We start from the raw sequence: 774 nt of genomic DNA, 5'->3' as shown, positions 1-774 counted from the left end.
TCGAGGCCGCCGTCGCCGCGCTCGACGCCGACCCGGCGCGCACGCTGCACGGCACCGACGCCCTGAGGTCCTGGATGCAGGAGACGTCGGACGCCGCGATCACCGCGCTGAACGGCGTCCACTTCGACGTCCCGACGCCGGTGCTCGACCTCGAGTGCATGATCGCGCCGACCCAGACGGGCGGGATCTACTACACGCCGCCGAGCGACGACTTCTCCCGGCCCGGCCGCATGTGGTGGTCGGTGCCGTCGGACGTCACGGAGTTCAACACGTGGCGCGAGAAGACGACGGTCTACCACGAGGGCGTCCCCGGCCACCACCTGCAGTGCGGCCAGGCCGTGTACGCGCGCGCGACGCTCAACACGTGGCGCCGGCTCGCGTGCTGGGTGTCGGGCCACGGCGAGGGCTGGGCCCTGTACGCGGAGCGTCTCATGGCGGACCTCGGGTTCCTCGACGACGACGGCGACCGCCTCGGCATGCTCGACGCGCAGCGCATGCGCGCGGCGCGCGTCGTGCTCGACATCGGCGTGCACCTCGGCCTGCCCGCGCCCGAGCGGTGGAGCGGCGGGACGTGGGACGCCGACAAGGCCCTGACGTTCCTGCGCGCGAACGTCAACATGCCGGACTCGTTCGTGCGCTTCGAGCTCGACCGCTACCTCGGGTGGCCGGGCCAGGCGCCGTCGTACAAGGTCGGGCAGCGCCTGTGGGAGGCCACGCGCTACGACGCGCGCGCGGCGGCCAACGCGCGCGGCGACGCGATCCTCGCCGCGGCGT

Annotated in this window: 1 protein-coding gene; it reads left to right on the top strand. The window is 73.6% G+C overall.

The window, feature by feature from the left end:
- On the top strand, positions 1 to 774 hold a 774-nt coding region (locus G3I78_RS46490; protein ID WP_164436597.1), incomplete at both ends, for a DUF885 domain-containing protein.

Origin of the sequence: Streptomyces sp. SID13726 (assembly GCF_010548375.1) — a bacterium.
Lineage (GTDB): Bacteria > Actinomycetota > Actinomycetes > Streptomycetales > Streptomycetaceae > Streptomyces.
The sequence above is the reverse complement of the archived record's forward strand: the minus strand, read 5'-3'. Positions and strand labels throughout refer to the sequence as shown.